The organism is Nicoliella sp. ESL1106, assembly GCF_058509965.1.
The window spans coordinates 306,580-333,147 of the sequence record NZ_CP196340.1 but is presented as its reverse complement, the minus strand read 5'-3'; the positions used below and the strand labels follow the sequence as shown (position 1 = coordinate 333,147).

Here is a 26,568-nt window from a genome sequence, read left to right as displayed (position 1 = left end):
AAAAGATGAACCCGCCATCTCGTGACGAGTTCATCTTTTTTACTTATGCTTATATTTTTGATCCGATGATTTCTTGCGAAACGCGAACTTAACGAGGGCCAGGTATGCCACCCAAAAACCCACCAGTAAGATTGCGCGAACGATGTAGTTGTCAAAAAGTGCCATGCCGATCCCTCCTCAGTTAAATTAGCCTAATTAAATCGTTTTCCGAACGTATGGGTCGGTGCTAATCTTTTGATCCAAGATCGTATTTGCCCATGCCTTAGCGGAGAAAAGTGAATGGTCACGCCAGTTTCCACAACTTTCAGCAGTTGTTCCTTGAACGTCCTTCCATTCAACGTTGTTAGCAATTTCTTCTAGGGAGCTCTTCAATGCCTTGGCAACGTCTTCAGTGGAATGTGAACCCCAAGTGATTAAATGAAAACCAGTCCGACAACCAAATGGTGAACAGTCGATCACGCCAGTAAGGCGGTCACGAAGCAAGCCTGCCAAGAGGTGTTCGATGGTGTGCAACCCAGCGGTTGGGATTGCTTCTTCATTTGGTTGAACTAAGCGGAGGTCGTAATTGGAAATTACGTCGCCGTGTTCACCCTTTTCTTCAGTAATTAAACGAACGTATGGAGCATGAACCTTTGTGTGATCGAGTGTGAAACTTTCTACTTTAGCCATAAATAATCAACCTTCCTGTTTTTAAAATTTAAACTTATCAAATTAGTAATTAAATGCTGGAACATCAACGCCTTGGTATTCCTTCTTGATTAAATCATAAACTGCCTTAGAATTGTATGCTTTAACCACCTTCTTAAATGTAGCGTTGTTCTTTTCTGATTCCCGTGTTACCAAAATGTTAATCCAAGGCTTGTTGTATGGATCTTTAATATCAGGTGCGATTTGGAAAATGGAATCCTTAGCTGGATTCATGTGGTTAGCTTGAACGTAGTTAGCATTCGTAATTCCAGCTGCAAAGTTTGGTAATAACTTCAAGATGGCAGCAGGGTCAACTTCAATAATGTTAAGGTGCTTAGGGTTGCTAGTGATGTCAGTCAAAGTTGGGGAGTAACCCTTCTTAGGATTAGTCTTGATCAAACCGGCCTTTTCAAGCACCTTCAAAGCCCGTCCAGCGTTGGTTGGGTTGTTTGGAATTGCGATCTTATCGCCATCCTTGAGGTCCTTAACGCTCTTGATCTTCTTGGAGTAGATGTTCAATGGTTGGATGTATGTTTGACCAATGACAGCAAACTTATAATGCTTTTGTTGTTCTTCTTGCTTTAGAAATGCATAGTGTTGGAATGAGTTAATATCAATTTGCCCGTTGGCAGTTGCTTGATTCAACGCATCCCCATCACTAAAGACCTTGACCTTGGCGTAAATATGTTCCTTGGCCAATTCCTTGTTGATTTCCTTCCAGATTGGAATATCGGTCGAACCAGTAACCCCGACATTCACGACCTTGGTCTTGCCACCATCAGAACTAGAACTAGTTGAATTGGAATTTCCCTTTCCTGAGAAAATCACGAATCCTAAAATAACGACTAATACTCCGACAATCCCTAAGGATGTCCATTGTAATTTTTTCTTCTTGCTCATTTATGCCATCTCCTAATGTTTTAATGTTTCAGATATTAATGTTCCTAAAATTTGGACGATCGTTACGATAATCAATAACACGATGATACATGCCAACGTTACGTCGAATTGGTTTTGTTGATAACCATATTGGATGGCAAAGTTTCCTAAGCCCCCACCACCAACAACTCCGACAATGGCGGTCAACCCGACCAGACTCACGATGGTCGTAGTGGTCATTCTGGTTAAACTTGAAATACTTTCGTGTAAGTAGATCGACTTGATGATTTGGAAATTGGTCAACCCAATCGCTTCACCAGTTTCAACCAAACCAGAATCGGTATCGTTCAATGCTGATTCAATCTGTCTGGAAAAGAAGGGCGTGATCCCAATTACCAGTGGGAAAATGGTCCCTCGTACCCCAATCGCAGTTCCAGAAATCGCGGTCGTAAGTGGAATCAACGCAACGATCAAAATGATGAATGGAATCGATCGGAAGAGGTTGATCAACTTATCCACAATGTTCCAGACGACCCGATTGGGTGCAATCCCATCAGACTGGGTAACCACTAAGATAATCCCTAACACTAAACTCACGACGAAGGATATCAAACCAGCGATGATCACCATTTCAATCGTTTCTAGGATTGATTCTGTAAATGCTTGCCAGTTCGCACCAACGTTTGGAAAATACTTATCTAGCATTATCAATCACCTCCACTTCAACGTCTTTTTGTTGTTGTAAATATTGTTCAGAAGAATCAACATCCGCCTGCTTACCATCTAAGACGATAATCAAACCACCCAATAGTTGCTTTTGAATCAATTTGATATCCCCAATGATGATATTTGCGTTCACATTGAATTTCCGTGAAATATCGGAAATCAATGGGGTAACCGTCTCACCATCTCGATAACTCAATCTGATCAATTTCTGTCCAGGTCTCAAGTTGATCGTGTCGACCAGTTCTTGTGAAATTTTCAGGTTCGAAGTGGTGTTGATGAACTTCTTCGTCAACGCTTCCTTCGGATCAGAGAAGACCGAGTAAACATTGCCTTGTTCAACGATGCTCCCCTTGTCCAACACCGCAATGTCATCACAGATCGATTCGATCACGTGCATTTCATGGGTCACGATGATGATCGTAATCCCGTAGTCGCGATTCAACTGCTTTAATAAATCCAGGATCGAATCAGTCGTTTCAGGATCCAAAGCACTCGTTGCTTCATCACAGAGCAACACTTCTGGGTCATTGATCAACGCCCGCGCAATTGCGATTCGTTGCTTTTGCCCCCCTGATAATGAAGAAGGATATGCGGAATACTTATCTGGTAACCCGACTAAGTCCAAGAGTTTACGGACTTTGCTGGCCACTTCTTCTTTGGAGAAGCCGCGGTACTTGATCGGTAATGCGATGTTCTCAGCAATCGTTCTACCAGGCATCAAGTTGAATTGTTGGAAGATCATGCTGATCTTACTGCGCAGGTTCAACAATGATTTGTGGTCTAGTTCGTTGACCGTTTGATCATTGAACGTTACCGTTCCATCGGTTGGTTTTTCTAAGCCGTTGATACAACGGATCAAAGTGGACTTTCCAGCTCCACTGTAACCAATCACCCCGAAGATTTTGCCCTTCGGAATTGAGAGGTCAATGTCTTTCAATACGTGGTTAACACCATCATCGGTGTCGAAAGACTTATTAACTTTTTTGAAATTAATTACATCTGTTGCCATTCTTATCACCCTCGTTTACTAGCAATTAAAAAACGCCCCCAGATTCACACTTAATGAACCTAGGGGCGTAATTCATACGCGGTACCACCCTACTTAGTGGCCGTTCGACCACCATCTCTTCGTTGGTAACGCGTTCGACGCGCCGTTAACTTGCTTAGTCGCTCGTTAACGATTATTGATCCAGGACCATTTTCACTAACCCCTCCGTACTGCTTTCCATCAACCGCAGCTTTCTGTGACGGGGGCAATTAGTTACTCATCCCTTCAGTGAATGCGAATTAGTTTTGCACCGTTTGCCAAACTTCATTCGCAGTATCGATTACTAATTTAATTTTCTTCCATTGTTGTTTTTCGGTTAAATGGTTACCCTCTTCGGTTGAAGCAAAACCACATTGGGTACTTAATGATAAGTTTTCCAATGGGACATATTGAGCTGCTTCATGAATCCGGTTAACCAAGTTAGCTGGTTCTTCTAATTCTGGTTTCTTGCTGGTCACTAACCCTAACACGACTTCTTTGCCAGGGGTAACTTCCTTTAATGGTGTGAAATCACCGGAACGGCTATCGTCAAATTCCAAGTAGTAGGCTGAAACGTTTTCTTCGGAAAACAACGTGTGTGCAACTGGTTGGTAACCGCCGCTCGCAGCCCAAGTAGAAGCGTAGTTCCCGCGACAAACATGGGTGCTGACCCGCAAATCATCAGGCAAGTCCTTGAGTGCTTCGTTGTTAAAGCGTAAGTAGAGCTTCTGTAAATCTTCGATGTCGTTATAGTTATCGGTCATTGTCTTCCAGAAGTCCTTGTCAGCAAGCATCCCCCAAGTACAGTCGTCAAACTTCACATCGCGACAACCAACTTCATAAAGGGCGATGATCAAATCATGGTATGCTTGACCAACATCATGAACCAATGCATCGGTATCCTTACCATAGAACTTTTCCAAGGCAGCGATATTTTCAGGGCCCCGCACTAGTTCTGCATATAGTTGCGCTGGAGAAGGAATGCTTTGGCGCGCTACGATCGAGTCGTCATCCTTCGTCAAGTTGTAGAGGAACTTGTAAGCAACTAGGTCCGGATGGTTCGGGTTAAATTTAATCTTCCCTTCGACTTGGGCCGAATCATTTCTGGTTTCAACATCATGGAAGATGTACCCGTGTTCTTGCTTGGTATGCTTGATTCCATCAAAGCCCCAGAAGGTATCCAAGTGCCAGTAGCTGCGGCGGAATTCTCCGTCGGTCACGATCTTTAAGCCGACTTCTTTTTCCTTGGCAACTAACTTGGTGATTTCTTCGTTTTCGACCTTGGTGAGTTGATCATGGTCGATAGCATGGTTTTCAAAGTCTTTTCTAGCATCCTTTAATTCTTTTGGTCTTAAGAAACTTCCGACAATATCGTAGTGCAATGGTTGTCCGTTAAATTTTGGCATATTGTTACTTCCCTTCGATTCATAATTCAAATAAAAAAATCCGCTCCTAGTGTATATACTAGAAGCGGATTTCCGCGGTACCATTCTATTTCGATAATTGTTTACACAAATATCCTCACTAACGTCTAACAACGTGTGCAGTGAATAATGGTTGCCACCCCATCGACGTTTAAATATCAACGCCGCCAAATTACAGGCCATCTTCACGAATATCGAATCGGTCTACTCACAGCAACCGTAGACTTTCTGAACCATCTTTAATCGTTACTCTCCTGATCATCTTGTTTATTTGAATTCGATTTGATTAATTGATTACATTCTACGAAGTTTAGTTGGGAATGTCAACAGTTTTTCTAATTCTTTTTTAATTTAGTCCCAAATAGGTTAACCAGAATCCCCTTTCAACGTTGATATACAAACTATTAACGGGATTTAAAATATTTTCAATTAATTAAATTCAAATTGGATTTAAACTCCAATTATGATTAAATTACTCATCAAAATATTCCTGTTTGGATTTAAATCGACCAATCTAATTTAATTTTAATCATTCAATTTAGATAAAAATAATCATTTAATATAATATTGTTATCATTTTCAAATCATCCTTGCTTTTTGATTAAATTATCATTAGAATATAGTGCATTAATGAAATAATCATTAAAGGTAATAACAATTGAAGGGTGAGGTTTAAAATGACAGATGCAAGTAAAGCTCATCAACAAATTCTAGATATCCAAAATGTTGGGACGTCCTTTAAAATCGATGGCAAGTATTATCCCGCCATCTCAGGGATTAATCTTACGGTTAACAGAGATGAAATTTTAGCACTTGTTGGTGAATCTGGTTGTGGGAAGAGTACCCTTGCCACGACCATCATGGGATTACAAAATCCCAATGATTCCAAAACTTCGGGGAAAATTATTTTTGAAGGTAAAACAGACTTACTTTCATTAAACGAAGCACAGTACAATCGAATTCGGGGTGGCAAGATTGGGATGATCTTCCAAGATCCATTGTCAGCATTGAATCCGCTCAAACGGATTAGTGATCAAATTGGTGAGACCCTCTTTTACCATAACGATTTAAACGCTAAGCAACGTTACGACCGTGCGATCGAGTTACTCGACCAAGTTGGAATCCATGATCCAAAATTAGTGGGGCATCAATTCCCCCATCAACTTTCCGGTGGGATGCGACAACGGGTGATGATTGCAATTGCGATCGCATGTAAGCCCGACTTGATCATTGCCGATGAACCCACGACGGCCCTTGACGTTACGATTCAAGCCCAAATTTTGGACCTGCTTCGTAAAATTCAAAAGGAAAACCACATCGGAATCATCTTGATCACCCATGATTTAGGGGTGGTTGCTGAATCAGCAGACAGAGTGGCGGTTATGTACGCTGGTGAGATTGTTGAACTGGGGAGCACAAAGCAGGTTTTCACGCACCCCGAACATCCCTACACCCGTTCGTTGATCCGCTCGATTCCGCAAGCAGATTCTGAAAACGATGAACTATACGTGATCAACGGAATGGTGCCATCACTTAAGAAGATGCCTAAGACTGGTGATAAGTTCGCCCCACGGATTCCATGGGTCCCAGCTGATCAACACGAAGAACACCCAACGATGCATGAAGTAGAGGCCGGTCACTTCGTCAGATGTATCTGCTATAAGAACTTTACGTTCCCAGATGAAGCTAAAGGAGGCCGTGCTGTATGAGTTTAGTAGAAGTTAAAGACTTAAAAGTTTACTACCCAGTGCGAGGCGGTTTTTGGAACCGCATCGTAAACAACGTCAAGGCCGTTGACGGGGTCAGCTTTAAGATTGAACCTGGCCAAACGTTTGGCCTCGTTGGCGAATCCGGTTCTGGAAAATCAACAACTGGTAAAACGATCGTTGGTCTGGAACAAGCGACGTCTGGAGAAGTCATTTACGACGGGCAAGATATTACCAAAAAAAGCGTCCGTAATAAAATGCAATATAATAAGGATGTCCAAATGATTTTCCAAGATGCAATGTCCAGTTTGAATCCTGAAAAACGGATTTACGATATCATTGCTGAACCACTGCATAATTTTACCGATCTAAATAAGGAAGAGATCAAACTACGGGTGATCGAACTCCTCGATATTGTTGGGATCAGTGCTGAATCAATTTATAAGTACCCCCACCAATTCTCAGGTGGACAACGACAAAGAATTGATATCGCTCGGGCCGTTGCCACTAACCCTAAATTGATCGTGGCGGATGAACCAGTTTCTGCCTTGGATCTATCAGTTCAGGCGCAGGTCTTGAATTTCATGAAGAAAATTCAACGGGAATTCAACGTTTCATACCTATTCATTTCCCATGATCTAGGGGTTATTCGGCACATGTGTACCAATATTGCGATCATGAATCGGGGGCGTTTAGTTGAAATTGGGACCCGTGATGAAATTTACAACCACCCCCAACACATCTACACGAAGCGCCTCCTTGCTGCGATTCCAAGTACCAACGTCGATGAACGCGAAGCCCACCGCAAGCACCGCCTTGCAATTGAACAAAAATACCGTGAAGAAAGCGATCAGTACTACGATGACGAAGGATTGGCCTTGCCCCTTCAACAACTATCGCCTACTCACTGGGTGGCATTACCAGCAACAGCCATTGCTGAACTTAAAAAATCCAATGATCAGGAGGTGGCAGACTAATGTGGAAAACAATTTTAAGACGGGTCTTAATTATGATCCCAGAACTATTTATCCTTAGCATCCTTGTGTTCCTATTAGCAAAGGCCATGCCTGGTGATCCATTTACAGGAGCCATTAACCCTAAATTAAATGCCGTTCAGATGCATCACTTGATGAAGATCAACGGACTATATGATCCATGGTATCAACAATACTGGAATTGGTTAGTCCACTTATTCCACGGTAACTTAGGGATGAGTTATGAATACCAAGAACCAGTTACAACATTGATTGCGCAACGGGGTGGTAACACCCTTTGGTTAGCACTTGCTACCATGGTCCTTACATACGCAATTGGGTTGCCACTCGGGATTTATGCCGGGAAGCATGAAGGTAAGTGGCAAGATTCATTGGTACGAATCTACTCATACGTAACCATGTCAGTTCCATTCTTCGTTATTTTGGTGCTTGGGGTTTGGATTTTTGGATATGGACTCGGCTGGTTCCCAACTAGCGGCTCCGTTTCCCCAACCGCCAGCGGACTTGGTGGTACCTTACTTTCCAGAATTGGGCACATCATTTTGCCCGCCCTTTTAGGAGCATTCTTTGGGACCACTGGAATCGTGCAATACCTTCGTTCTGAAGTGATCGATGCTAAGCGTTCCGACTACGTTAAGACGGCCCGTTCTAAAGGGGTGCCAGTAAAGGACATCTACAAACACCATATCTTTAGAAATTCGCTGTTGCCAATTACCGCATTTGCGGGTTATTCGATCACAGGACTATTAGGCGGTTCCATCTTTACGGAACAAATCTTCTCATACCCTGGAATGGGGCTCTTATTCCTAAATGCAATTAGCTATCGTGATTACACTGTTATTACCGCTCTTGTGCTACTATATGGATTCTTGAACCTCCTTGGGACGTTGTTATCTGACATCATCTTAAGTGTCGTTGATCCAAGAATTCGGGTTGAATAGGAGGGGTAAAAATGAAGAACAAAACTTTAAACATTAACAACTTAAGTGCTGATGATTTAGCACGCCTCACTAAGGAAGCTGAGGAAAATGCCTCGCCCTCCCAACTGAGGGTGATTTGGAACGAATTTAAGGCCGACAAACTCGCCTTAATTTCACTTATTGCATTAGTATCATTTATTTTATTTACGGTGATCGCATCGTTTTTCATCAACCAAAGTGCCATGATGCAAACTAACATCATGGATAGTTTCAGCAAGCCATTCACTCCAGAATATTGGTTAGGAGCAGATGCTTCTGGGCGTTCGATCGCCAAGCAACTAATCGTTGGTTCTAGAAATTCAATCGGTATCGCAATTGGTTTGACCATTATTTCGTCCACCTTTGGGATTGCCTACGGGCTGATTTCAGGATACTTTGGTGGGTTTGTCGATTTAGCAATGCAAAGACTCTATGATTTTATGATGATCATTCCAATGCTAATGTTCATCATTGTTTTGGTAACCATCATTCCCCACTACAATGCCATTACGTTGACGTTAATCCTTTCGATTTTCTACTGGATGGGGACGTCTCGGCTAATTCGTTCGAGAACATCTTCAGAAGCGCACCGCGACTACGTATTTGCGGCTAAAACTTCTGGCGCTAGCAATCTAAAAATTATCTTTAGCGAAATTATGCCTAATATTTCATCACTCATCATTGTTGATACGACCCTTTCCTTCGCCGAAAATATCGGGGTTGAAACCGGACTATCATACCTTGGGTTTGGGCTCCCATTGAACACTCCTTCACTAGGGACGTTAATTGGAAACGCCAGTGACCCTACTAACATTACGCAATACTGGTGGAACTGGTTGCCAGCTGCTGCGGAAGTGGTGATCATGTGTCTTGCCATCAGTTACATCGGGCAGGCAGTTAGAAGATCAACTAGCGTTATGCAAAGACGTGGTAACTAATCTTTTTTTAATTTTATAACACACTAAAATCGGGCAAACGCCCGATTTTTTAGTTATTTTTAACTTTATTAAAAATAATCTTAATAAAACACTTGAATTTTAATTAAAAAATGATTAGAATGTTATCTATAATATTTTTATTAAAAAATAATTAATAGATTTACATAACAGGTGGTGAACATTGTTTATGAGTTAGTTTCAAAAAAATATCGTTTCACTATTGGAGGAATTGTTTATGATTAAACATAAAAAATGGCTGACAGCAGGAATTGCGATGCTATCAGCACTTACGTTAGCTGCGTGTTCAAACAGCAGCAATAATAGCGGCAGCTCAAAGCATGCCGATTTACCCACTTCTTATAATACCTCAGGAAAGGGAACCACTAGTGGGAACAACAGCACATTAAAAGTTGCTGAAGTTAATAATTCACCATTCGCCGGAATTACATCTCCTACATTACAAGTTAATGCTGAAGATGGCGATGTATACTCACCAGGTCAACAAGCACTGTTCAATGTTGATGCGAACTACAAGATTGTTGATGGTGGTTTAGCTAATTTGAAGCTTGATAAGGCTACCAAGACCGCGACCGTTACCGTTCGTAAAGATGCTAAGTGGTCAAACGGGATGAAGGTTACCGCAAAGGACGTTGAATACGCCTACGAAATCATTGCGAACCCTAAGACGACTTCCCAACAATACTCAGCTGATATGAACAAGATTGATGGGTTAGCTGAATATCACGCTGGTAAGGCTAAGACAATTTCCGGATTTACATACCCAGATGGCCAAAACGGCAATGTCCTTAAGATTAAGTTCAATAGTTTCCCACCTTCGTTGAAGTACTTAGGTAATTCTACGATGTGGCAAGCTGCTGAACCATACGAATACTTTAAGAACGTTCCAATTGACAAGCTTGCTTCCAGTGCTCAAGTTCGGAAGAACCCAATCTTCGTTGGACCTTACAAGCTTTCTAAACAAGTACAAGGTGAATCAACTACTTGGGTTCCTAACAAGTACTACTTCGGCCCAACTCCTAAGATCAAGAACATCACGATCCAAGTTGTTTCACAAAGTAACTTCGCTGCTGCATTTAAGGCTAAGAAGTACGACTTCGCATTTGGTGGTGTAAGTAGTCAATATCCTCAAGTCAAGAAGTTGAGTGATTACACTGCCGTTGGTTCCCCTGCCCTTTCATTTAGTTACTTCGGTTTCGTCCTTGGTCATGCGAACAAGGAAGGCGTTAGTGTTACCGACAAGAACGCTAAGATGGGTAACAAGAACCTTCGTCAAGCATTGATGTACTCACTTAACCTTGATCAAGTTTACAAAAAGTTCGGTTACGGACTTAGCTGGCACGCTAACACGCTCCTTCCTCCAGCATTTAAGAAGTACTACGACAGTAAAGCTGCCGGCTTCCCATACGACTTCAAGAAGGCTGAAAAGCTCCTTGATGAAGCTGGTTACAAGAAGAAGGGCAAGTGGAGAACCCAACCAAATGGGAAACCACTTACGATCTACTACGGTGCAATGCAAGGAACTAGCACTACCCTTGCAATTCAACAATACGAATTGCAACAATGGCACAAGCTAGGCTTGAACGTTCAATTCGCTGGTGGTAAGCCAATGGAAATGAACAGCTTCTACGCAATCCTACAAAAGCCACAACAAAACAAGATTGATTTCTATACCGGTGCCTTCACTACTAATAGTGAACCAACTCCTACTGGAATCTTCGGTACCTCAGCAGCATTTAACATGGGACACTTTGCAAACAAGCAAAACGACCAACTCTTGGCTAACATGAACAATGACAAGGCTTGGAACGAAAGTTACAGAGTAAAACAATTCAAGGATTGGCAAGAATTCATGAATGATCAAACAGCTTACGCTCCTAACGCATTCTCACTTTCATGGTCACCAGTTAACAAGCGGGTTGTGAACTACACTACTTCCCCTGCTAACAACTACTTCTGGAGTAACCTTCAATTGAACAGCGCTTCTACTAAGTAGTCGATCATAATTAGCGATTCGCTAAATTAAAATAAGCTCCATCAGGAAATTTCTGATGGAGCTTATTTTTTATGGTTTTTAATACCCCTTATTATAATTTACTTCATTAACTGCCACTGTCCCATCCTGCTTAAACTGCGCCAAGTTTTGGTTCAAAATCTGCAATGATTCTTCTAAATATTCAGCATGGATTCCTGAGATATGCGAAGTGATCAAAACATTCTCCCGTTGCCAGAGCGGATGATCAGCAGGCAGTGGTTCTGGATCGGTCACATCTAGTCCCGCCGCCCCTAATTGACGATTATCGATCGCCGCCAATAAATCATCGGTATTGGTGCTAGGCCCGCGTCCAATGGTGATGAAGATCGGTTGATTCGTTAAAGAATTGAAAAACGCTTCATTATATATTCCCTCAGTTGCACTGGTTAGTGGCAGCGCATTTACAATGATGTCAGCCGCGGTAATGGCGGGATTTTGCAAATCAGTATTACTAACGGTGTTGGCAAAACCAGCGACGGAATGACCATCGTGGTTCACCCCCGTCACCTGCGCCCCAAAGGCATCCAGTAATTCTGCAATCCGTTGTCCAATGTGGCCCGTGCCGAAGATGACAGCATGCTTACCATGAATCATCTTCAAACTATGGGTCGGCTTTAGCCATCCCTGCTTGCGAGCTGATTCTAATAGGAAGCGATATTGACCTAAGATCATGCCAATTGCTGATTCGGCAATTGGTTCAGCATGGATACCATTGACCGTGGTCAAAATCACCCCCTTAGCCTGCATCTTCTTTAGTGGGTAGTAATCAACCCCGGCGGAAAGGGCTTGAACCCACTTTAAGTGCGAGTTGGCACTTTCCAACATGTAATTCAATTCATCATGACCATAGCCGATCATAACGTCAATTTGATCTAGATCAACAGATGGGTTTTCAAAATCATAGTAAAGCTGGTCATTAGCAAAAGCTTGATCCTTATCAAACAACTGCTTAATTTGATCGATTTTAAAATTATCATTTGCAATTGCAACTAAAATATTCATTATTATTCACCTCATCACCTAACTTACGCCCATTCAAAAATCAACACAATTGATTTGAATGAATAAAGATGTATGCATAATAAAGGCTTTTTAACCGTTAAAATGAATATTATTAGTATATATATACAATTAATTAAAATAAAACGGCATAAAAATACACAAAAAAGTTGAATAATGTTATGATTAGTGATAATATAATGAATATAAATTCTAAATAAGCACATTATATACATATAGCTTGTATATTAAATTTAACGGAGGAATCATTATGCAAAATCAATTCAATTTCTTTTCAAATCAATTCCATGGCAGAAGCATTCTTGCTGAAACTGACCTTACCCCAAGCGAAATGAACTACTTAGTTGACTTCGGGCTCCACTTAAAAGCAGAAGCAAAGCAAAATAACTACACTAAGTACCTTGAAGGTAAGAACCTCGCCCTCATCTTTGAAAAGAATTCAACACGAACTAGATCTGCATTCACCACTGCTGCATTTGAGCTTGGTGCTAACCCCGTTTTCTTGGGGAAGGATGATATCCACCTTTCACACAAAGAATCAGTTGCCGATACTGCTAAGGTATTGGGTAGTATGTATGACGGAATTGAATTCCGTGGTTACAAGCAATCAGACGTTGAAACACTGGCTAAGTATTCAGGCGTTCCTGTTTGGAACGGTCTAACTGATGAATGGCACCCTACCCAAACGATTCCTGATTTGATCACGATCAAGGAAAACTTCGGTTCGTTCAAGGGTGTGAAGCTCGCCTACCTCGGTGATGGTCGTAACAACGTTGCCCACAGCCTCCTCGTTGGTTGTGCAATGGTTGGTATTGACGTTGCCATCGTTAGCCCTAAGGAATTAACCCCTGCCTACGATGTAATCAAAATCGCACAAAAGTATGCCGATGAAAGTGGTGCTAAGATTGAAATCACTGCTGATCTTGACAGTGGTTTAAAGAGTGCCAACGTAGTAACTACTGACGTTTGGGTATCAATGGGTGAAGATAACTGGCAAGAACGAATCAATCTGTTAAAACCATACCAAGTTAACATGAGTGCCCTCAAAAAGACCGGTAACATATATGGATATAATGAAAAATTAATCGTAATGCACTGTCTCCCAGCATTCCACGACTTAAATACTGAAGTGGGCCAAGAAGTCTTCGAAAAATACCACCTCAGTGAATTAGAAATTACCGATGAAGTCTTCAACAGTAAATACGCTCGCCAATTCGACGAAGCAGAAAACAGAAAACATGGAATCAAGGCCATCATCGCCGCTACGCTCGGTAATATGTATATTCCCAAAATTTAGAAATCGAAAGGTTGTTTTAAAATGAACGTTGCAATTATTGGAATCACAGGTTATGCAGGAATGGTATTGTTCGGACTCCTTCAAAAGCATCCCGGCATCATTAAAATCAATATTTATCAACATGATCTTAAGGAATCCGTTCCATTGAAAACATTAGCCCCACAATACGCTTACTACACTAAAGCGGTTAAGCCATATGATGCGAAGCAAATCATCACTGAAAACGATGCCGTTTTCTTTGCAACACCAGCTGGCATTACTTCTAAGCTAGCTGAACCATTCTTTGCTGCCGACTTTCCAGTAATTGATCTATCAGGCGACTTTCGGCTAAAGGATCCAAAGGAATACGAAAAGTGGTACCAAAAACCAGCTGCTCCACAAACCGAATTAGACAACGCTTATTATGGTCTCGCAGATATTACTAACAACCCTGGTAAGAATTACGTCGCTAACCCAGGTTGTTACGCTACTTCAGTGCTATTAGGGCTCGCTCCACTGATCAAGGCGGATATCGCCGATCTTGATAACATCGTCATCGATGCAAAATCTGGCTTATCGGGAGCTGGTAAGAAATTGACTGAATCAAGCCACTTCGTACAAGCCCATGATAACCTGCAAATTTACAAGCCAAATGAACATAAGCACATCCCAGAAATTATGGCAATGCTCAAGCAATGGAATCCAAAGATTGACCACATCCAATTCATGACCACCCTAGCACCGTTCAACCGTGGGATTATGAGTTCGATCTATGTAAAGATTAAAGATGGAATAAGCGAAGAAACGATTCAAGAACAATTTGCTAAGTTGTACAAGGATCATCCATTCGTAAAGGTTTCTACAACCGAATTACCAACCGTTAAGAGTGTCGTTGGTACCAATGAATGCCACATCGGACTTAGTTACAACCCCGTTACTAAGTACCTATTGGTCGACAGTGTGATCGATAACATGATCAAGGGTGCTGCGGGCCAAGCCATCCAAAACTTCAATCAACTCTTTGCATTTGACGCTGACTACGGGCTTAAATTAACCCCAGTATTACCATAGGAGGATCCAATATGAAAATCATCGCATTTAAATGGCCTAAGGGCTTCCAATCTGGTGCCGTTCACGCTGGTTTTAAAGCTGATCAGAAATTAGACATGTGTTGGCTCGTTTCTGATCAACCATGTGCTGCAGCTGGGGTCTACACCAAGAATCAATTTCAAGCAGCCCCCGTTCAAGTAACTAAGCAACACATTAATGCTAAGCATCAGCTAAAGGCCGTCGTGGTCAACAGTGGGAACGCAAACTCATTTACTGGCGAACAGGGAATTCAAAACGTGAACACCGAAGCCAAGTGGGTTGCAGATAAGCTCAACGTAAAACCAGATGAAATCGGAATTGCCTCCACTGGAATCATTGGCAAGCAACTGCAAATGGACGTTATCGAAAATGGCTTAAATCATCTCACCCTCTCTGATAGCACGGACGCTCCAGAAGCAATCATTACCACAGATACCACTTCCAAGAAGGTCTGTGTCGAAACTGAAATTGATGGTCAAACCATAACTGTCACTGGGTTTGCCAAGGGTTCCGGGATGATCCATCCGAACATGGGAACCACCCTTAGCTTTATTTCGACCGATGCAAACATTGAAGGATCAGTCCTCCAATCGATCCTCAGTGCTAAGATCGTAAATTCGTTCAACCAAATTACAGTTGACGGTTGTATGTCCACCAATGACATGGTAATCGCCCTTGCTAATGGTGAAGCGGGTAATCAACCCCTCAATGCTACCCATCCAGAATTCAATGAATTCGTGAACGCATTCAACTATGTCCTCACTGGCCTCGCAAAGTTAGTTGCCCGTGATGGAGAAGGATCATCCAAACTAATCGAAGCAGACGTTAACCATGCTGCTAGTCAAGTAGATGCCAACCACGTTGCAAGAGCAATCGTTGGCTCCAACTTAATCAAGGCGATGATTTTCGGTGAAGATGCTAACTGGGGAAGAATCGTTCAAGCCCTTGGCCAGACCGAAGCTAAGATCAGCCTGGACCAATTAGCGATTAGCATTGAAGGCACCGAAGTCGTTAAGAACAGTCAACTTCAAGATATCGACATGGATGCACTTAGAAAACAACTAGGCAATGATGAAATTAACATCACAGTAGATCTAGCTGCTGGTAATTACAGCGGCGTTGCATGGGGCTGTGATTTAACTTATAAATACGTTGAAATCAACGCAGCATACGAGGAGTAATGATTATGATCGTAATTAAAATTGGTGGTAACATGGTTAAAAACTTAACCACAGACTTTTTCAACTCAATTAAGACCCTTCAAGAACAAGGCGAACAGGTTTTAATCGTTCACGGTGGGGGTAACCTCATTTCTGAATGTGGTAAATTCATCGGTCAACCAGCCCATAAAATCAACGGGATTCGGGTCACTAATGAACAGCTGATGGACATTACGAGCAACGTTTTAAACCGCATCATTCAACCAGAACTACACAAACAGTTTAGCGCCCACGGCATTAAAAGTACCATGATGAATTCTGATAACTACCCATTTTTATTGGGTGACTACATTGATAAGGCTACCTATGGTGAAGTTGGTGAAATCAATCAGGTCAAGGCGAACTACATCGATGTGATGACATACCAATCAGTTGGTCTTTGCTCATCCATCGCCATTGGTCCGGAAGGCCAAAAGCTCAATGTGAATGCCGACATGGCTGCCGAAGCAATTGCTAGCATGGTCAATGCCGACCAATTGATCCTATTAACTGACGTTCCTGGGGTAATGCTAGATGACGAGGTGTTAAGTCAACTCGACCACCAAACCGCAGTTAAACTCGTTGAAAGCCAAAAGCTAGTTAACGGGATGATTCCAAAGGTCAATGCTGCATTCAAGGCCGTTGATAATGGCATCAAGCACGTCTCAATCACGAACGACTTAAGTAAAGTCGGCACCGCAATCGTAAATTAGGAGGAAATATTTAATGACAAGTTTAATTAACACATACGCACAATTTCCGATCGAACCAGTTGATGGTCATGACTACCATTTAATCGATCAAAACGGCAAGGAATACATTGATTTAACTTCTGGAATCGGGGTCTGTAACCTCGGTTACAGTAACCAACAGGTTAAGGATGCCGTTAAAAAACAAGTTGACCACATCTGGCATATCTCTAATCTATATGTCAATAGTAAGGCCGAACAAGTAGCTGAAAAACTTTGTCCAAAGGGTTATCAAGCATTCTTCTGTAACTCTGGGACCGAAGCCAACGAAGCTGCAATGAAGTTAGCACGGAAAGCCACTGGCAAATCCCAAATCGTTGCCTTCAACTTTGGATTCCATGGTCGGACCTACGGATCACTTTCCATGACTGGCTACCCTCACATTAAGGATGGCTTCGCTGCATTGGTTCCAGACATTAAGTTCGAAGAATACAATGACGATGCTTCATTAGCAGCGATTACTGAAGAAACTGCCGCAGTCATCTTAGAAGTCGTTCAAGGTGAAGGTGGCGTTAACGTTGGTAATAAGAAATGGCTACAAGCCGTTCAAGCCAAGTGTCATGAAACCAACACCCTTTTGATCGTTGATGAAGTGCAATCAGGGATGGGGCGGACTGGATACAAGTTCGCATTCGAACAATTTGACTTACAACCAGACATCATTACGGTTGCTAAGGGACTTGCCAATGGGCTCCCCGTTGGTGCAATGTTGGCTAAGGAATCCGTGGCGAAGGCCTTTCAACCTGGTGACCATGGAAATACCTTTGGTGGCAACAAGGTCGTTATGGCATCAGCAAATGCTGTTTTAGACCAACTAACTCCAGAATTTTTAGCAACGGTTCAAGCTAAGGGTACTAAATTAGCTGAAATGCTAAATAAGGAAATCAAACCACTCGACCACGTTAAAAGTATTTCTGGCACTGGTTTAATGATCGGAATTCATTTAACTGATGATGTTAAGGTCGGCGACGTAATTAAAAAACTCCAAGATGATGGAGTATTAACCCTCTCTGCACGGGGCAACACGTTAAGATTATTGCCACCATTAATTATTGACGAAGCTGCATTAGCGGATGCAGTTGCGAAAATTAAAAAAGCAATTGGATAATAAAAAAGCATTGCAAGGAATAAAATCCTGCAATGCTTTTTTAAATGGATTGATTAATAATTACTTGGTTAAATATTTGCTTTGTAGCTTTTGAATATCAGCGTTCGTAAGACCGAGCCCCTTCTTCAAGTAGCCCATCATTGAACCATACTTCTTTTCAGCAAGTGAATAAGCTTTATCAAGATATGGCTTTTCAACGATATCGTTATAGTATTCGTTCTTAATATCCTTAGCGGATGAACCATTCTTCTTCATTTCAGCTAAGTCAGCCTTAGTAGCAGCTGCACGGTACTTGTTGGAAAGAAGGTAGTCCTTATAGATGGTCTTCTTATCAAAACCTAATGCAGTTAAAATTAATGCAGTGGCGAAACCGGTCCTATCCTTTCCGTAACTACAGTGGTAAAGAACAGCTTTGTTATCAGGAGTACTTAATAATTCATCAAATAATTTTCGATATTCAGTCCGTCCAGTTTTATTAATAAAGTAGGTGTAGTAGAGAATCATTCCCTTTTCCCCATCCTTATTATAAACCTTGATGTCTTCTTCGTTTTCCTTGTCTGAAACTACTGGGGCCTTAACGTACTTAACGCCCTTGATTTTAGGATCTTTGGCTTTAGCAACTTCCTTGGGAGTTCTAAAGTCGACATCGACGCCAACATGGTATGTATCTGTTAACTTCTTAATATCGCCCTTAGTTAAGTTGTTCAATTGGGCACTTCTAATCAACTTCTTGGCCTTGATGGTTTGACCCTTACTATTAGTGTAACCACCAAGATCACGAACGTTAACAGCTCCAGAAAGCTTAATTTGCTTTCCAGCTTGCTTTTTAAGGGTGCTAATTGAACTAGCATTAGCAGTAGTGGTAACGGCGTTAATTAGTGAGGGAGTAACACTGGCGAATAAGGTCAACGAGGTTGCAGAAACAAACACAAATTTTTTGAATGGCTTTATCATTTTCTCTTTCACTCCTAAGTTTATGATGTCTTCATTATAGCCAACCATTTTAAATTTAAAGTAAATAGATTGTAAAAGTAATGTATTAAATTGCAAAATGATTTTTTTAAAATACATCCGTAAATAAAAATCGACTGACGAGCAATACTCATCAGCCGATCTTCTAATTATTAAATTTTATTTTTTAAGATTTTTTGTTTTGATTGTTGATAGTCTTCACGATCAATTGCACCCGAATCAAGCAGTTGCTTCAAGTGCTTTAATTGAACGTCATTATCATCACTATCTTTAATCACATCAACCCGATGCTGAACCTTTTCAGCTTGCCGTTGTTGATGCTTACTAGCTCTCCAAATATAAATTCCGAAGAGAATTGCTAAAATAATTATAATTGCGTATAGCATTAAAAATCTCCCCCCATTTATCTATATTATATATGGATACAGCCAAACAGTAAATTATCGTTTATCTTCATCATAACATTGGTAGATGTCATTCGGATTCATGGTATTAATATCTAATTCACCCTGGCTAAACCACGCAAATGTCATTGCATAGGTCCCCGCAATCAACTTCTCCAACTTATCGGCGCTGGCATTTTGATACCGATGCCAAACCCGATTCAATATGTTAATGATGTCGCTATCTAGCCCATCATCAGCATGATTTGGATCAAGCTGCCGATAATTTCCATGAATATCTTTGGAGACAGACAATTGACGCAGGCAATTAGGGCCATACCCTTCAACTGAAATGCTGCGGCTGAACAAAAGTTTTTTAATATTGTCCTTGCTGTGATTATGGACCATTAGATATTCAACAAAAGCAAGGTATACCAAATAGTTTAACTTACGGTGATCTAATCTGTCCTTACTCAAAAAGAAGCGGGCAACTTCAGTGGATGTACTTGCAAAAAATGGCCGATATCCATCAAGTCGGCGCTTAATCATAGCATCTTCGTTCAATTCAGCAGTCTTGATTTCACCAACTTCGCTCAATGGAATTCTAATTATGCCGTCTTTAGCTTTAACTGCAAATGCAGATACAACGTAGGGTGGGATGTTAACCCCATCAGCTCCAACGGTAAGTTCCATTGGCATCGAAATTGATCCATCATCATCAGTTACAACCAAAATATAGATATTGTCATTTTTTCTCAATATAGTCCGCTCCCTTACTTACCTTGATTAGATTCTCGACGTATAATTAAGTAATTAATAATCTCTAGGATGACTACTAGTGGTCCTAAGAAGAATGAACACAGATAAACTGGAATTGATAGTATGCATATCAGGTACCACTTAAAAAATGTCCCATATTTATCGGGATCTTTCAAACATAATCTGAAATCATGCCACATTTCTTCAAGCTTTAAATTTGGGATTACTTTAAGATCCATATAACAGAATGGAAAGCAAATCATATTAACCATCAACATCATATTACTAGGCATTAGTTTGCCACCGAAGTTAAACGGAATTTGTAATAAAATAAAGTGAATGATTCCAGCCATTAATGCATAGATGATAATAACCGGTCTGCCAAATACATTTTTTAGGTGCGTGAGCAAACTAGGCGTCCCCCTTTGAATGTCTTGAATGTCCCTTAAAGTTCTTACCAAGAAGGTCAGTTTCAAGCGCAAAGGAGTAGCTATCATTCCCAGAAAAGATAATACTATCAATTAATGGAACGCCACAGATATCAAGGAGTTGCTTTATAAGTTTCATGGTCTCAATATCCTCTTTAGAAGGCTCAGCGCTATCTACTGGTGATGGGTGATTGTGAACAAAAATAATCGCATCAGAACGTGATTCAGCAGCAAATTCAACAATTGCTTGGACGTTAATGACCGCCTTTTCACCTCTCCCGTTTCCAACGGATACATAATCGACTAATTTACCATCACCCTGAATGCCGTATACAATGGCTTCTTCATAACGTTTCCCGTGATAATATTGCTTTAATCGATCAGTGAAGTCATCAATGTCAATTAGTTTTCGACCAAAGTTAAGTGATTCGTCATTACAACGGTAATATAGCTGACGGATCAGTTTCCACTGTTCAAGCTGTTCATCATTTAAATATGAACGGTCTAAATGTTTTGTGGCAATTAGCTGCAGCAGGTTCGGATTATGCTTAAATGCAGTTTCAACCTGCTGATCGCTTAAATGCAAAAGTGACTGTAAAATCTGGGAATCTGATAAGTTTGCCATATATAATCATTCTCCTTCACAAAATCCTTAGAAGCGCGACTGTTTTTTATTATACACGAGTTCAGGCAAAATGTCGGGAATTACACTTATAAATTTTTTCAATCCTAATAGCGGCTTAACTTGTTAGAATCCTGTTTAGGAGCAGTCCGATGAAATACATTATTCCGTGCATCCAATCCCTCAATAATGCTTTTCGCCATTTCTTCAGAACGCTTGTCAATTAATTCGTTAACTTGATTAAACTGTTTATTCTCAAGTTCCAGAAAAATTTTATTAAATTGATTCTTTGAAAAGTAATCAGATTCCTTAATTAAAGAACTGTAGTCAAAGTCTGGATTTTTAATATTATATTCATATAGCGTATTAGAACTTTTTTTATTATTTAATTTTTTGGGTAAAAACATCCCATTCCCTAAACTAGCAATATGCGTAAAATTTGGCTTTGCATCATATTTAAGAATCCGTGCCCTTGGGATCACGTGCTCAAATTCGTAGTCTTCAGATGTTGGCACCCCAGATTTAAGGTACGTTAAGTTAGCGTGAATCGTAATTAGTGCTCTCACTTCATCGTTAAATTTAACATGAACATTGGGATTGTCTATAATCCATGCTTTAAATGCAGTCTGAAATGTTTTGGTATCAATCGGCTCAAGGTAGTTCCTACGCATATTACTACTATAGTAATCAAATAACCGCGTATCACCATGCCCGTTCCATACCTTGGCAATACTATCATATACATAATACGCCGGAATATTGTCTAGCGTTTTCTTAACATCGCTTTCATCTAAATCCCACATACTAGCAAAATAGGAAAGAACTTTAAATGTTGATGATAAACCATATGCATACTCATCTTTTTTAGCATGCCCATCATCGGAGTAAAAAATATTTTTATTTAGGATTCTCTCGAACATCGCATTAATTCGCTTTGCAAATACATACGCTTTATCAACAATGGGATTAATGTTTTTTTGAATGAAGCCCTTTTTATTATGAATGATTGCGATCCGCTTATTATCAACATTTGTAATAATGCCCATTAAGCCAAAGCCAATTTCATCAATCACCGAAGAAGTGGATTTAATCAGTGCTGGCAAGTTGTTTACGACCAACGCCCCCAACGCCTTGGCGAATTCAGCTAGGTTTATCTCACGAGTCCTTGTGATATCATCTTCCGAAAAATCAGAAATTGCAAAAGTACCATCTTGAATTAATTCATTATAGTAATTTTTGACTAAGTTCAATATTTCATTTCCATGTAAACTATTTTTAGGAATAACAATCTTTTCATCAAACCAAGAAGCACTCAATATTTCATACTTGTTTAATGGGACCCCACCCTTATTTAGATTCTCATATACTTCTGGTAGGTCAACCTCATCGCCAGTAAATTCTAGGACTGGAATATCTAAATGGTCTAAGTCAATATAGTCCCTCACTTCATTACTTACCAGATTAATAAAGGGCAAAATGGTTTCATCGAACGCCTCATAAAGTTTAATCCGCTTTTCGTCATTATCTTCTCGTTTAACCTTTTCAATCATGTCTTTCCGCCAATGACTAACCTCTGATTCATTATCAATTAATGAGTCAAAGTCCTTTTGCTTAAGCGGTTTAACATCAGTTTCCTTTAGAATTTGGTTGAATCGATTAAATAAGTCTAAATAATGTTGCTTATCCAGTTCCTTCCAATACTTGATCTTGTTATTATCATAATCCTTAATTGTAGATAGGCGTTGTTGCCCATCGAGCAAATTATACTTCTTATCACTTCCCTGAATCGGGGTAATAAGCAGGGAACCGAATGGAAAATCACGATGCAAAGTAGTCAATAAATCAATTTTTTGATGCTTTTTCCAAACTAATGAACGTTGAAACTTGGGAATTTGAATATCTCTTAAGTCCTTAGAATAAGATAAGTTTTTATAATCATAATTACTCATTTAATATCTCCCCACTTTAATACCAGATACTGGTTACATTTTTACCTAATTCTTTTTGCATATTTTCAATATCTGATAAGTTCCATTGGTAATCATTGTTCTTAATTTGATCAGCTAGCCTTTTATTAGATTTCAAACTAGATTTTTCAAGCATTGCCACCGTTTCTTGAATATTATATTTTTTAGATGGATTAGAATAAATCGTATTTTCTATAATTACCCAATTCCCCAGATAGTTTCTCAGATCCTCAGGTTCAATTTCTTCATTAATATGCATTGGGACGTAATCATTTTTGGCAAAAACAGTATCATACATTTCAATGTCTGATTTAAAAACATCTTCAAAAGTGAATTCATAAATACTAGCTAACAAATAATCTAAAACCCAACGTTTTTGACCAGTTGAAGAGCCCTCTTTATGACAGTTAGTAAATGAAGAATTAACTTCATTGTCGCTAACGTTATATCGATTCAAATCTGCTACGATTGCATCAGAATTATTCAACTCACCGTTCCAGATTTTAATTGCTACATTTGAAAAACCATTTTCCAATGAATTCGTCGTCTTGTTGCAAATTAAACGATATCTTACAAATATCGAAATTATCTTATATAGCACCCTTAGGATCGTATCTTCAGAAAATTTATTATGTGCTAGTGAGAGCATAATTGGATAGTAAAGGGTAAAATTAGCCTTACTTAAAATACTTAAGATGTAATTAATTCGCGGATTTTTATATTCCTTCCGATTGCCATAGTCCTTCAACAACTTGTATAGATGTACTAAGTCAGAGGTCTCTTTTAGAAATTCTTGCGCATCCGCTTGCGTGTTTATTGCCTTAATGACCTTCCGATACAATTTATTTTCAGTTACATGGGCAACCTTTGCTCCCCAATAGGAGCGAATAAAATTATTGATTTTTTTACTATCACTGCCCAGGGTTCTATCAACAATATTCCATTCGGAACTTGCCGATTCAGAGCCACTTGATTGGTTGGGTTCGCCATTATTAACACTCATTAGGGAAATAATGTGACTCTTGATAATATCAGATGCAGTTAAGTCAGCTCCGCGACTATTTAAAGTTTGGAAAATCGTAAACGCATCCTGTCTATTGGGTGCTAGAACCTTCACAACATAAAAGCGATTGTAAAATGCATCATAAATGGCACTCAAGCGTTTAGCTTGCTCCATTAAGTTCATCTTTTTCAATTCGCCACTAATTTTAGTATCAAATTTTTGATAGGTATTCTTCATGTTATTAATGGCCTTATTAGATGAAGGATTATTAATAACAAGTCCATTGCGCAACAAATTATTGAAAGCATCCTGGACGCCGCTTTCATCGCTAGACTTACTAATCGTTAATCGGTTCCCACTATCTAAAGCATTATTCAAAGCTGATGTAATGGTAGTAATTAAACCAATCAAGTTTCGATTTGTATCATTATTATTATCAAATAATTCGTTTTGAATTTGATTGGCATGCTTACTGATCACGGCAAGTAATAATTGGCTGGTAGTGATTCTTTGTTGTCCATCTATAATCTCTTGACGACTATCTTCCGTATCAAAAGTTACTAACTGACCAAAGAAGTGAGAATCACGAGCCCCATCTACAACTTCCATCAAATCTTCCCACAGATCTAAAACTTGGTCATCTTCCCATGAATAACCCCGTTGATAACTAGGAATCCGATAACGATTCATACTAAAAACATCGGAAATACTCTGCACACTTGGATTAACCTTTTCTCTAAAATCCATTCTTACACCCCATATGTATATATTTTTTTGGATCAACTGTATTCATTCTATCTAAATAAATTTTATCAAAGTTAGATCCAGTGTGCTAGATCAAGGATGAAAATAGTTTGGAATATTTGAAGGCACGAAAAAAAGGCCTAATTCCCTGATGGAGAATCGACCTTAGATATACCATGAATTAATATTGTCCTGTATTAACATACTGGTATATCAATAATGATACTATATTTTTGCCATAAACGAAAGGAATTAAGGCAATGTAAATTTCTTTTAACATTCTTTAAGAAGTTGTTTTGCAATTGCAATTTTTGATAATATATTATTAATATGAGGGGTGATTCATTTGAACTCGAAATTTAAAATTGACGAACAACATTTATTAGAAGTTCAATCTATCTTTAAAATGCTTAGTAACGTTAACCGTTTAAAAATCTTATACCTATTAGATAACGAGGCTAAAACGGTGAACCAATTGGTGGTTGCCCTAGGACTTGAGCAATCAGCCGTTTCGCATCAATTAAAAATTTTGCGTGACTTCCAACTGGTCAGCGTCAAGCAAGTCGGCAAGTCCAAAGAATACAAAGTTGATGATCCGCATATTTTTGACATTATTAATGAAGCAGTTGAACATTCTGATCATGTTATGCGTGGGGTTGGCCACGGAAAGTAATAGAATTGCAAAGCAACTTGATTGATTAACTAGATTTTATTGTTACACGTGAAACATTGAATCATAAAGTTATCTTGATTTTCTTATTAATTATGTTCAACCAATTATTAAATCTTATAGATTCAATTCGTAAGCTAAGCGCTTTGGATCATCAGTATTATTAACTTCAACAATCCCGCGGTATTTAAAATCAAAACGCTCTCCAGCAGCTTGCATTGCCTTATTCAGTCGATGAGTATCAAAACGAACATTTTGAATCCCATTAATGGCAGTCACCGTAATTAAGTTGGATAGAAAGTAGGAACTAAGGTGCTGACCACGAAACTTACTGGCAATTGCAATCCGATGAATCGTGGAATAGCGATCGGTCGGCTTTTGCCAAGCTCCATCAATATCATGGTAAGTGGGTTCAACATCAAATAGTAACGATGCCGTTCCCGCAATCTCACCAGCATCAATTAAAACGTAGTTAATCCCATTTTCAATATCTGCTTGTAAAGTCGATTCGTATGGATAACCAGCTTGCCACTGAGTGCTCCCACTTTCCTTTAGCAACTGCTTAGCATCATTAATGACCTGCATAATTGCTGGCAAGTCAGCTAGTGTACCCTTCCGAATATAAACATCAGCCATTCATTATTCCTCCCGTGCTTCTTTAACCATTGTAATGTGAGGGGTCTGGGCATGAATAAAGACATCCCCCTGGGTCTTGAATCCAAATTTTTCATAAAAGCCCTGTTTATCTTCCTGGGCGGTAATCACAATTTTACGATGCCCTGGATATACCCGTTCAATTTGGTCCAACAAATAGTCCATGAGCTGTTTACCCATTCCAGTTCCACGAACGGAAGGAACGGTCAATACCCTTCCAAAGTCTAGCACGCAATCGACTTCATAAAATCGGGCATACGCAACCAACTTGCCTTGATCATCAAAGCCCATCACGTGGTAGGCAGTCAGGTCTTGTTCATCTGCATCAACGGTCGTGCGGTTTTGTTCCACACAGAACGTTTCAGCACGAATGTGGTACATTTCCCAAATCTGGTGGTTCGTTAATTCATCAAAACGTTTACAAATCCATTTCATCGTTAAAACCTCTTTCTATCTTATTCGATTCCAAATTCAACAGAAATCGGTTTTAACACCGCTCGAAGGCGGTCAATTACAATCACAATAATTTTC

General features: G+C 40.0%; 26 protein-coding genes and 2 other annotated features. Of the genes, 11 read left to right on the top strand and 15 right to left on the bottom strand.

Annotated elements, in window-relative coordinates; all coding sequences use genetic code 11:
- Nucleotides 1–39: 39 nt before the first annotated feature.
- The 6 genes from ACSVI6_RS01525 to ACSVI6_RS01500 form a co-directional block, all read right to left on the bottom strand.
- Nucleotides 40–165, bottom strand: coding sequence for a hypothetical protein (locus tag ACSVI6_RS01525; RefSeq protein ID WP_491720805.1), 126 nt, complete (start codon nucleotides 163–165; stop codon nucleotides 40–42).
- A gap of 30 nt (nucleotides 166–195) precedes the next feature.
- Nucleotides 196–669, bottom strand: a complete 474-nt coding sequence (locus ACSVI6_RS01520; RefSeq protein ID WP_491716974.1) for an S-ribosylhomocysteine lyase — start codon at nucleotides 667–669, stop codon at nucleotides 196–198.
- 42 nt (nucleotides 670–711) lie between these two features.
- On the bottom strand, nucleotides 712–1,587 hold the full coding sequence (locus tag ACSVI6_RS01515) for a MetQ/NlpA family ABC transporter substrate-binding protein (protein WP_491716973.1): 876 nt from the start codon (nucleotides 1,585–1,587) through the stop codon (nucleotides 712–714).
- Between the two features lie 12 nt (nucleotides 1,588–1,599).
- Nucleotides 1,600–2,271, bottom strand: a complete 672-nt coding sequence (locus tag ACSVI6_RS01510) for a methionine ABC transporter permease (RefSeq protein WP_491716972.1) — start codon at nucleotides 2,269–2,271, stop codon at nucleotides 1,600–1,602.
- The gene (locus ACSVI6_RS01505; protein ID WP_491716971.1) at nucleotides 2,261–3,301 is read right to left on the bottom strand and encodes a methionine ABC transporter ATP-binding protein; all 1,041 of its coding nucleotides are present in this window, start codon (nucleotides 3,299–3,301) and stop codon (nucleotides 2,261–2,263) included. Before ACSVI6_RS01505 ends, ACSVI6_RS01510 begins: the two co-directional genes overlap by 11 nt.
- A 58-nt stretch (nucleotides 3,302–3,359) precedes the next feature.
- Nucleotides 3,360–3,573: a binding site (T-box leader), on the bottom strand.
- 6 nt (nucleotides 3,574–3,579) lie between these two features.
- Complete coding sequence (locus ACSVI6_RS01500; RefSeq protein WP_491720804.1) at nucleotides 3,580–4,725, bottom strand: 5-methyltetrahydropteroyltriglutamate--homocysteine S-methyltransferase; 1,146 nt, start codon at nucleotides 4,723–4,725, stop codon at nucleotides 3,580–3,582.
- Between the two features lie 57 nt (nucleotides 4,726–4,782).
- Nucleotides 4,783–5,014, bottom strand: a binding site (T-box leader).
- A gap of 406 nt (nucleotides 5,015–5,420) precedes the next feature.
- Here ACSVI6_RS01500 and ACSVI6_RS01495 point away from each other — a divergent pair.
- The 5 genes from ACSVI6_RS01495 (at nucleotide 5,421) to ACSVI6_RS01475 (ending at nucleotide 11,355) form a co-directional block, all read left to right on the top strand.
- Nucleotides 5,421–6,452 carry an ABC transporter ATP-binding protein gene (locus ACSVI6_RS01495; RefSeq protein ID WP_491720803.1) on the top strand — a complete coding sequence of 344 codons (1,032 nt, stop codon included), beginning with the start codon at nucleotides 5,421–5,423 and terminating at the stop codon, nucleotides 6,450–6,452.
- Nucleotides 6,449–7,426, top strand: coding sequence for an ABC transporter ATP-binding protein (locus ACSVI6_RS01490; RefSeq protein WP_491720802.1), 978 nt, complete (start codon nucleotides 6,449–6,451; stop codon nucleotides 7,424–7,426). Before ACSVI6_RS01495 ends, ACSVI6_RS01490 begins: the two co-directional genes overlap by 4 nt.
- Nucleotides 7,426–8,385 carry an ABC transporter permease gene (locus ACSVI6_RS01485; RefSeq protein WP_491716967.1) on the top strand — a complete coding sequence of 320 codons (960 nt, stop codon included), beginning with the start codon at nucleotides 7,426–7,428 and terminating at the stop codon, nucleotides 8,383–8,385. Before ACSVI6_RS01490 ends, ACSVI6_RS01485 begins: the two co-directional genes overlap by 1 nt.
- Nucleotides 8,386–8,396: 11 nt before the next feature.
- Nucleotides 8,397–9,341 carry an ABC transporter permease gene (locus ACSVI6_RS01480; protein WP_491716966.1) on the top strand — a complete coding sequence of 315 codons (945 nt, stop codon included), beginning with the start codon at nucleotides 8,397–8,399 and terminating at the stop codon, nucleotides 9,339–9,341.
- Nucleotides 9,342–9,576: 235 nt separating this feature from the next.
- Nucleotides 9,577–11,355: an oligopeptide ABC transporter substrate-binding protein gene (locus tag ACSVI6_RS01475; protein WP_491716965.1), complete on the top strand. Its 1,779-nt coding sequence runs from the start codon at nucleotides 9,577–9,579 to the stop codon at nucleotides 11,353–11,355.
- A gap of 78 nt (nucleotides 11,356–11,433) precedes the next feature.
- On the opposite strand, the gene ACSVI6_RS01470 is transcribed toward ACSVI6_RS01475, so the two are convergent.
- The gene (locus ACSVI6_RS01470) at nucleotides 11,434–12,396 is read right to left on the bottom strand and encodes an NAD(P)-dependent oxidoreductase (protein WP_491720801.1); all 963 of its coding nucleotides are present in this window, start codon (nucleotides 12,394–12,396) and stop codon (nucleotides 11,434–11,436) included.
- A gap of 268 nt (nucleotides 12,397–12,664) precedes the next feature.
- Between ACSVI6_RS01470 and argF the strand changes: the two genes are divergently transcribed.
- From argF to argD, 5 genes are read left to right on the top strand one after another with little or no spacing between them, the layout of a single operon-like run.
- Entirely contained in the window at nucleotides 12,665–13,711 is a 1,047-nt protein-coding gene (argF, locus tag ACSVI6_RS01465) for an ornithine carbamoyltransferase (RefSeq protein WP_491720800.1), read from the top strand.
- Between the two features lie 21 nt (nucleotides 13,712–13,732).
- A complete protein-coding gene (gene argC, locus ACSVI6_RS01460; RefSeq protein WP_491716962.1) occupies nucleotides 13,733–14,761 on the top strand; it encodes an N-acetyl-gamma-glutamyl-phosphate reductase in 1,029 nt (342 codons plus the stop codon).
- A gap of 11 nt (nucleotides 14,762–14,772) precedes the next feature.
- On the top strand, nucleotides 14,773–15,960 hold the full coding sequence (gene argJ / locus ACSVI6_RS01455) for a bifunctional glutamate N-acetyltransferase/amino-acid acetyltransferase ArgJ (RefSeq protein ID WP_491720799.1): 1,188 nt from the start codon (nucleotides 14,773–14,775) through the stop codon (nucleotides 15,958–15,960).
- 5 nt (nucleotides 15,961–15,965) lie between these two features.
- On the top strand, nucleotides 15,966–16,691 hold the full coding sequence (gene argB / locus ACSVI6_RS01450) for an acetylglutamate kinase (protein WP_491720798.1): 726 nt from the start codon (nucleotides 15,966–15,968) through the stop codon (nucleotides 16,689–16,691).
- 13 nt (nucleotides 16,692–16,704) lie between these two features.
- A complete protein-coding gene (gene argD, locus ACSVI6_RS01445; RefSeq protein WP_491720797.1) occupies nucleotides 16,705–17,835 on the top strand; it encodes an acetylornithine transaminase in 1,131 nt (376 codons plus the stop codon).
- 60 nt (nucleotides 17,836–17,895) lie between these two features.
- Here argD and ACSVI6_RS01440 read toward each other — a convergent pair whose 3' ends face one another.
- The 6 genes from ACSVI6_RS01440 to ACSVI6_RS01415 form a co-directional block, all read right to left on the bottom strand.
- Nucleotides 17,896–18,789, bottom strand: coding sequence for a tyrosine-protein phosphatase (locus tag ACSVI6_RS01440; protein ID WP_491720796.1), 894 nt, complete (start codon nucleotides 18,787–18,789; stop codon nucleotides 17,896–17,898).
- 170 nt (nucleotides 18,790–18,959) lie between these two features.
- Nucleotides 18,960–19,193, bottom strand: coding sequence for an SHOCT domain-containing protein (locus tag ACSVI6_RS01435; protein ID WP_491719889.1), 234 nt, complete (start codon nucleotides 19,191–19,193; stop codon nucleotides 18,960–18,962).
- Between the two features lie 54 nt (nucleotides 19,194–19,247).
- On the bottom strand, nucleotides 19,248–19,949 hold the full coding sequence (locus ACSVI6_RS01430) for a hypothetical protein (protein ID WP_491720795.1): 702 nt from the start codon (nucleotides 19,947–19,949) through the stop codon (nucleotides 19,248–19,250).
- A gap of 411 nt (nucleotides 19,950–20,360) precedes the next feature.
- Entirely contained in the window at nucleotides 20,361–21,002 is a 642-nt protein-coding gene (locus tag ACSVI6_RS01425) for a JAB domain-containing protein (protein ID WP_491716955.1), read from the bottom strand.
- 104 nt (nucleotides 21,003–21,106) lie between these two features.
- Nucleotides 21,107–22,948, bottom strand: a complete 1,842-nt coding sequence (locus ACSVI6_RS01420; RefSeq protein WP_491720794.1) for a DUF262 domain-containing protein — start codon at nucleotides 22,946–22,948, stop codon at nucleotides 21,107–21,109.
- A 16-nt stretch (nucleotides 22,949–22,964) separates the two neighbouring features.
- Nucleotides 22,965–24,716, bottom strand: coding sequence for a DUF262 domain-containing protein (locus tag ACSVI6_RS01415; RefSeq protein ID WP_491720793.1), 1,752 nt, complete (start codon nucleotides 24,714–24,716; stop codon nucleotides 22,965–22,967).
- Nucleotides 24,717–25,050: 334 nt separating this feature from the next.
- On the opposite strand from ACSVI6_RS01415, the gene ACSVI6_RS01410 reads away from it, so the two are divergent.
- Complete coding sequence (locus tag ACSVI6_RS01410) at nucleotides 25,051–25,386, top strand: ArsR/SmtB family transcription factor (RefSeq protein ID WP_491716952.1); 336 nt, start codon at nucleotides 25,051–25,053, stop codon at nucleotides 25,384–25,386.
- Between the two features lie 114 nt (nucleotides 25,387–25,500).
- Here the strand turns inward: ACSVI6_RS01410 and ACSVI6_RS01405 are convergent, their stop codons facing one another.
- Both ACSVI6_RS01405 and ACSVI6_RS01400 read right to left on the bottom strand, forming a co-directional pair.
- Entirely contained in the window at nucleotides 25,501–26,019 is a 519-nt protein-coding gene (locus ACSVI6_RS01405; protein ID WP_491720792.1) for a GNAT family N-acetyltransferase, read from the bottom strand.
- 3 nt (nucleotides 26,020–26,022) lie between these two features.
- Nucleotides 26,023–26,472, bottom strand: a complete 450-nt coding sequence (locus ACSVI6_RS01400) for a GNAT family N-acetyltransferase (protein WP_491720791.1) — start codon at nucleotides 26,470–26,472, stop codon at nucleotides 26,023–26,025.
- Nucleotides 26,473–26,568: the final 96 nt, after the last annotated feature.